Below are 6,232 nucleotides of genomic sequence, written 5' to 3' on the forward strand. Positions count from 1 at the left end.
CGCCTCCGCCGGAGACCTACCCGGCGCACCACGGCACGACAAGCCACGAAAGAGTAAGACTGACGCCCCGTCACACCGAACCGTCACACCGAACCGTCACATCGAGCCGTCACATCGAGCCGTCACATCGTCTGTGGCCCGGTCAGCTCCCGTACCAGGGCCACGGCCGCTCCGCCGGGCGTTGCGCCGTACACGATTTCCGTGCGGTGCACGAGGCGTGGCTCGACCAGGGGGACGGCGACCGCGCCGGGGACGTCGGTGGCGAATCCGCGGGGCAGGACGGTCAGTCCGTGTCCGGCGGCGGCGAGGGCCGTGAGGGTGCGCAGGTCGGTGCCTTCGTAGCGGAGGGCCGTGCGGACGCCGCCGGTGCCGCTCGTGGCGCGGAGCCGGTCCAGCGGGAGGCCCGCGCCGGGGGCGTCGAGCCAGCGGGCGTCGACCAGGTCGGTGAGGCGGAGCCCGGGGCGGCGGGCGAGGGGGTGACCGGCGGGGAGGAGCACGCAGACGGGTTCCTCCCCGAGGCCCCGGGTGGCCAGGGGTGCCACGTCGGGGAGCCGGAGGGGGTCGCTGGGGGCGGCGAGCCCGTCGACCAGGCCGAGGTCCGCCGCGCCTGTCGCGACGGCCGCCGGGATCTCGTCGCGGGCGAGGGTCCGCACGGTCACCCCGGCGGCGGGCAGCGCGGCGATCGTACGGGGGCCGAGTGCCGTCGGGGTCGCCGCGAGCGTCAGCCCGTGCTCGGGCGCGGCCGCCATCCGTACGACGTCGGCGCGGGCCGCGTCCAGGCGCAGCAGCAGGGGTCCGGCGTGTTCGAGGAGCCGCTCGCCCGCTGCCGTGGGGACGACGGGGCGCCGGGTCAGTAGCGGGGCGCCCAGATCCTGTTCCAGCGCGGCGATGTGCTGGGACACCGCGGACTGGGTGTAGCCCAACTCCCGCGCCGCCTCGGAGAAGGAGGCGAGCCGGGCCACGGTGACGTACGTACGCAGCAGATGCGGATCCATGACGGACAGGATCGCGCAGGTCATCGGCGGGCCCACCGGCGGTCCATCAGCAGAGCTTATCGAGGCTGCAGAAATCATCGTTGGACGTGAAGTCGGGGTCGCGCCCAGGATGACGGACATGACGAACAACGCGGCTCAGCCCGCATCTCCCGCCACCGCCCGGTCCGCCCGGCTCGCGATCGTCGGCGACCGTTCCCCCGACGTCGTCTCCCACAGCCGGATCCCGCTTCTCCTCGACGCCCTCGCCGGGCGCGATCGGCTCGTCCTCGACGCGTACTGGGTCCCCTCCGAGGACGCCGCCGCCGACGCGGGAGCCGTGCGGGGTTTCGACGCGGTGTGGGTGGTGCCGGGCAGCCCGTACCGCAGCGAGGCCGGTGTGCTCTCCGCCATCCGGACCGCGCGGGAGGAGGGCATCCCGTTCCTGGGCACGTGCGGCGGCTTCCAGCACGCCCTGCTGGAGTACGCACGTCAGGTGTGCGGCCTCACCCGGGTCGCGCACGCCGAGACCGACCCCGACGCCGAGGACTTCCTCATCGAGCCGCTCGCCTGTTCCCTGGTCGGGCACGAGGCGACGGTCGTCGTCGAGCCCGGCTCGCTCGCGCAGTTGGTGATGAACACCGAGCGCTCGGTCGAGCGGTACTTCTGCGCGTACGGCCCGACCCGGCACCTCGACACCCTGCGCGCGCACGGTCTGCGGTTCTCCGGGCACGACGAGGACGGGCACGTCCGGATCGCCGAACTGCCCGGCCACCCCTTCTTCCTGGCCACGCTCTTCCAGCCGGAGCTGGCCGGCGACGGAAGCCGTCCGCACCCGGTCGTGCGGGCGTTCGCCCGGGCCGCGGTCGAACACGCGACCCGGGCGGCGGTGAGTCGGCCGGCGTGAACCGGGCAGGGATCCGGCCGAAGCGAACCGGGCGGGGGTTCGGCCGACTTGAACCGGGCGTCGGCTCAGCGCGCGTGCATCGGCGCGAAGGACAGGACCGGTGGGCGGTCCGGGACGAAGCCATGGGCCCGGCGGGCCAGGAACTCGGGCTTGTAACGGTCGACCCGCTGGTGCCAGTTGAGGATGCCGGACAGCCAGTTCTGCAGGTCGGTCACATAGCCGCCCATGACGGCGCGCGCCTCCTCCGACAGTGCGAAGTCGTCGTAGACGACGGGGAGTTCGTGGGCGACGACATGCTCGAACTGCTGCATCCGCTGGGTCATCAGGTCGTGGATGACGCCGAGCGCGGTCGGGTAGTCGCAGCCGAAGAAGTTCTGCACGACGAGGATGGCGTTGTGGACCTCGCCCTCGTACTCGATCTCCTTCTGGTACGAGAAGACGTCGTTGATGAGGCACGCGTAGTCGATGGCCGCGTTCTCCAGTGAGCGGACGGGACCACTGCGGTAGACCTCGGGCGGGATCTGCGGACCGTGGCCCATCCGGCACATGCTGAGGGTGAGGTCGGAGCCGAAGGTGGCGCGCCGCATCTCCAGGTAGTCGACCGGGTCGGGGACGCGGTTCTGGATCTGGTTGAAGACCTCCCACACCCAGCTCTCCGTCATTTTGTCGACGGACTCCTTCAGACCGCGTCGCTCGTCGGGGGGCATCCCCGCCGTCGTACGCGCCCAGAGGTCGATGAGGCCCCGTTCCATGCCGTTGACCGGGACCGGGACCTGCTCCCCCTCGACGGGCATGCAGTCGGAGAGCCGGGCCGTCGTCAGGCGCGCGGCGGCGAGGTCGCGGCGGTGGCCGAAGACGAGGGGGTAGTAGTCGTCGGCGTAGGTGCCCCAGGCCAGCCAGTGGGAACTGAGGTCGAGTTGCTCGGGTGTCGCGTCCGGGTCGAGGCCGGCCGAGCAGAGCGGGAGGTCGGCGGCGGCGAGCCTCTCCTCGTCCCAGACACCCTCGCTCAGCATGCCCATCGCGTGCATCCAGGCGGTGAGGCGGGGGCGGGCGCCGTCCAGGTGCGGGCAGAGTTCCACCTTGAACGGCATGTAGAAATCAGGGAGTCGGGAAGGACCGACCTTCTCGTACGGCACATGCATGTGGGCGCGCAGCCGTTCCGCCGCGGCGGTCGCGAGCAGCGCCCCCACGTCGGCGGCGGACGTGCCGAACCCGGGCCGGGCGACCAGCGCGGGGCCGGAGAGGGCCGCGCCGCCGAAGTCGAGCGGGCCGCGCGAGGAGGCTGCCCCTTCGTTCATGTAGCGGCTGGACCGCATGTGCCACTCGTGGCCGCCGGACTGCCAGTCCTGCAGGCCCTTCGTGTACGCCGCGACGGCTGCGACCTCGTCCGGGGTGAGGCCCTTCTCCAGGGTGAGGCCGGGCACTTCGGTGAGCGCGGTGTTCTCGAACTGGTGCAGCCGGGAGGTGAGGATGTCGTTGACCGTCTCGGCGGCCTGCTGGGTGCCGCAGTCGAAGAAGGTCTCCAGGACGAGCACGCCGTTGCTGTTCTCGCCCTCGTCCTCGACCTCCCGCTGGTACGAGAACAGGTCGTTGCGCAGGTGGACGGCGTCGGAGAACGTCTCCATCAGGACCCTGAGGGGCCTCGACCCCGCGACGGCCGCCGGTACTTCGGCGGTCGCGTACTCGACCAGACCGGCCGACCAGGGCGCGCCGCCGACCTTGCGGCGCATCTCGATGTACTCGACCGGGTTGGCGATCCGGCCCTCGTTGATGTTGGACAGCTCCCACATCGACTCGTTGAGCAGATGCTCGGTGGCCACGGCGAAACGGCGGCGCCAGTCCATCGACATCGACGGCACCGTTCGCGCCCAGAGGTCGGCGAGGCCCGCCTCCACGGGGTTCCGCGGCTCCGGCAGGGGGGTGGAGAGGTCCAGCGGCATGAAGAGCGGGAGCCGGTCGAGGTGGGCCTTGCCGCCGGGGCGGTCCTGGGAACGCTTGAAGAGCTCCAGGAAATGGTCGTCGAAGAAGAACACCCACACGTACCAGTCGGTGATGAGCGAGAGCGCCGGACCGTCGCAGTCGGGATGGGTGTACGCGCACAGCAGACCGTAGTCGTGCGCTTCCAGGTCCGCCTGATCCCATACGCCGGAGCCCTCCAGCATGCCCATTTTCCGCGCCCACTCGCAGGAGTGGGCGCGGGCCTCTTCTAGGTGGGGGTTCAGCCGCGCGGGATACGGCATGTAGAAGTGCGGGAGTTCGAACGGCTGCGTCATGGCCGGGCCCTACCCGTGGCCTCGGGCGGGCATCCGGACAGGGACACATGATCACACCATCGCGTGAATCCGGGCGGTTTTCTCGCCCCCGCCGCCCCTACCCGTCCCATCCCCCAGGGGCTGCGCCCCTTCGACCCCCAAGGTGCGGGTCCGGCGGGGGCTGGTCGCGCAGTTCCCCGCGCCCCTGAAAGCGGGGGCTACGCCCCGCTTTTTGCCAGTGCGTCCCCGCTCCGTCAGGTTCTGGCCTGGATGAGGGCCCTGGTGCCGCTCGTGCGCCAGCTCTGTCCCTCGGCTGCCACCAAGTCGGTCTCCGTCTCCGGGGTCAGGCCCGTGATGACGTCGGACTTGAGGGTGCGCAGGGCCGCGACCGGGCCGGGGAAGTAGGACGTGACCTCGGTGAAGGGGGTGGTGGGGGGCCAGAGGTGGTCGCCGACCAGGCGGCGGTAGTTCAAGTCGCCCTTGAGGAGGGTCAGGTCCGCGGCGGCGAAATCGTCGTGGAGGTCGGGGGGCATGTCCGCGTAGGGCAGGGGGGCGCAGGAGAAGGGGTGGGCGCGAAGGGTCAGGCGGCCTTCGGAGAGCGCGGAGTACAGGCGGTTCCCGGCGTCGGTCCTGGCGGACACCAGGTGGCGTACGGCGTCGAGCGTGTCGGCGGTGGTGGCGTCCGAGACGAAGTACGGGTACGGCTTCAGGTGCAGGACGGCACGGTCGAAGTGGCCGTGGGTGAGGAGGTGGTCGATGAGGAGGAGGTCGGGGATCAGTTCGCGGCCCGCGTTGTCGGCGACCAGGCAGAGTGTTCCGCCGTCGGGGCGCGAGCCCGCGTCCGTCAGCGATGACAGCAGCAACTCGCTGTCGTCGGCCACCAGTTGGGCATCCGCGGCCGTCGTGTTCTCCTCGGCCGTCTGGATGCGGAAGCCTAGGTCTGCCCGATTGCCCCAGAGGGAGCCGTGCAGGAGGGCCTTCAGCTGGTCCGGGAGGGGCTCTTCGGACAGGGGGCCGAGGGCGGTGAGTTCGGCGGCCGCCTCGGGGGTCTCCAGCTCGGCCAGCTTGAAGGGGCGGAAGGGGTCCACGCCCTGCCAGGGGCCGGGGCCGAAGTAGCCGACGGCACGCAGGAGTTGGCGGTAGAAGCAACTCTCGGCGGCGAGGAAGGGGAGGGAGAACCAGGAGCGGCCGGCGTAACGGCGTACGTTCCAGGTGTCCCACCAGTCGTCGTCGGCCGGTGGTTCGACGGTCCCGTGGAGAGTGTTCTGCAGCAACTCGTCCAGGGCTCGGCGCTGTTCGGGGCCGTAGGGGGTGGCGTCCTGGACCTTGCGGATGAGGGCGGGGTGCCGTTCGGCGAGGACGCCGTGCGGGAAGGAGGCCGGGTCGTCGCCGCGGATGACGGGGGCGGGGGCGGGGGCGGGAACGTCAGGCATGGTCGTGGGTTCCTCCCGGAGCGGCGGGGCCGGAGGGTGTTCGGGGCGGGAGTTCCACCTTCTTCAGCTGCTCGTCGAGTTGCTCGTCGAAGCCTGCCTCGGTCCATACGTACTTCTTGAACTGGTCCGTCGTCAGCGGGCCCGGCCATGGGCTGCCGGTGGGGTAGAACACGGACTCGCAGGCAGCGCAGTAGTGGGCGGGTTGCCACAGATGGTCGGCTCGGGGCAGCCCCGCCGCGACGGCGGCGCGTTCGCGGGACTCGCCGCGGATCACCCAGAGGGTACCGACGCAGAGGAGGACGGCCAGGACCGCGCCGCCGGCCGTGAAGAGGGGCCTGTCGTCCTGTACGCCGTTGTAGGCAAGGCCCGCGCCGACGCCGGCCAGGGCCATGCCTTCCAAGAAGTGCATGAAGCTGTCGAATCTCGAATCGGCGCCCGGTGCCTTCGCCAGCCGGTCGGACAGACCAGAGATCGGGGAGTCGGGAGCGGCGCAGGCATCGGGGACCGTGCGCACGGACGAGCCGGAGGCCCCGCAGCGGGGGCACACCACCAAGGCTGGGGCTCCGCCGGATTCCTCGGCCGGTCCCCCGACCCGCCCCGCGGCCGGCCCGGATCCCTCGAACTTCTCTGACGACATACGCATACGCTAACGCCCGACGTACATGCGCC

5 protein-coding genes are annotated in these 6,232 nt (G+C 71.3%); 1 reads left to right on the forward strand and 4 read right to left on the reverse strand.

Annotation, left to right across the window (positions count from 1 at the left end):
- Nucleotides 1-122: 122 nt before the first annotated feature.
- Nucleotides 123-995, reverse strand: a complete 873-nt coding sequence (locus ACFU53_RS28310; RefSeq protein WP_383998234.1) for a LysR family transcriptional regulator — start codon at nucleotides 993-995, stop codon at nucleotides 123-125.
- A gap of 118 nt (nucleotides 996-1,113) precedes the next feature.
- Here ACFU53_RS28310 and ACFU53_RS28315 point away from each other — a divergent pair, with 118 nt between their 5' ends.
- Nucleotides 1,114-1,878: a hypothetical protein gene (locus tag ACFU53_RS28315; protein ID WP_383998215.1), complete on the forward strand. Its 765-nt coding sequence runs from the start codon at nucleotides 1,114-1,116 to the stop codon at nucleotides 1,876-1,878.
- 65 nt (nucleotides 1,879-1,943) lie between these two features.
- Here ACFU53_RS28315 and cyc2 read toward each other — a convergent pair whose 3' ends face one another.
- From cyc2 to ACFU53_RS28330, 3 genes are all read right to left on the reverse strand, one after another.
- A complete protein-coding gene (gene cyc2 / locus ACFU53_RS28320) occupies nucleotides 1,944-4,151 on the reverse strand; it encodes a germacradienol/geosmin synthase Cyc2 (protein ID WP_383998218.1) in 2,208 nt (735 codons plus the stop codon).
- Between the two features lie 233 nt (nucleotides 4,152-4,384).
- A complete protein-coding gene (locus tag ACFU53_RS28325) occupies nucleotides 4,385-5,563 on the reverse strand; it encodes a damage-control phosphatase ARMT1 family protein (protein WP_383998221.1) in 1,179 nt (392 codons plus the stop codon).
- Nucleotides 5,556-6,200: a hypothetical protein gene (locus ACFU53_RS28330; protein WP_383998223.1), complete on the reverse strand. Its 645-nt coding sequence runs from the start codon at nucleotides 6,198-6,200 to the stop codon at nucleotides 5,556-5,558. Before ACFU53_RS28330 ends, ACFU53_RS28325 begins: the two co-directional genes overlap by 8 nt.
- Between the last annotated feature and the right edge of the window lie 32 nt (nucleotides 6,201-6,232).

Source organism: Streptomyces sp. NPDC057474, from assembly GCF_042802555.1.
In the GTDB taxonomy this organism is placed as follows: Bacteria; Actinomycetota; Actinomycetes; order Streptomycetales; family Streptomycetaceae; genus Streptomyces.

Coding starts and splice junctions, on each gene's coding strand:
- ACFU53_RS28325 (WP_383998221.1), bottom strand. CDS start 5,563: ATGCCTGACGTTCCCGCCCCCGCCCCCGCCCCCGTCATCCGCGGCGAC.
- cyc2 (WP_383998218.1), bottom strand. CDS start 4,151: ATGACGCAGCCGTTCGAACTCCCGCACTTCTACATGCCGTATCCCGCG.
- ACFU53_RS28315 (WP_383998215.1), top strand. CDS start 1,114: ATGACGAACAACGCGGCTCAGCCCGCATCTCCCGCCACCGCCCGGTCC.
- ACFU53_RS28310 (WP_383998234.1), bottom strand. CDS start 995: ATGGATCCGCATCTGCTGCGTACGTACGTCACCGTGGCCCGGCTCGCC.
- ACFU53_RS28330 (WP_383998223.1), bottom strand. CDS start 6,200: ATGTCGTCAGAGAAGTTCGAGGGATCCGGGCCGGCCGCGGGGCGGGTC.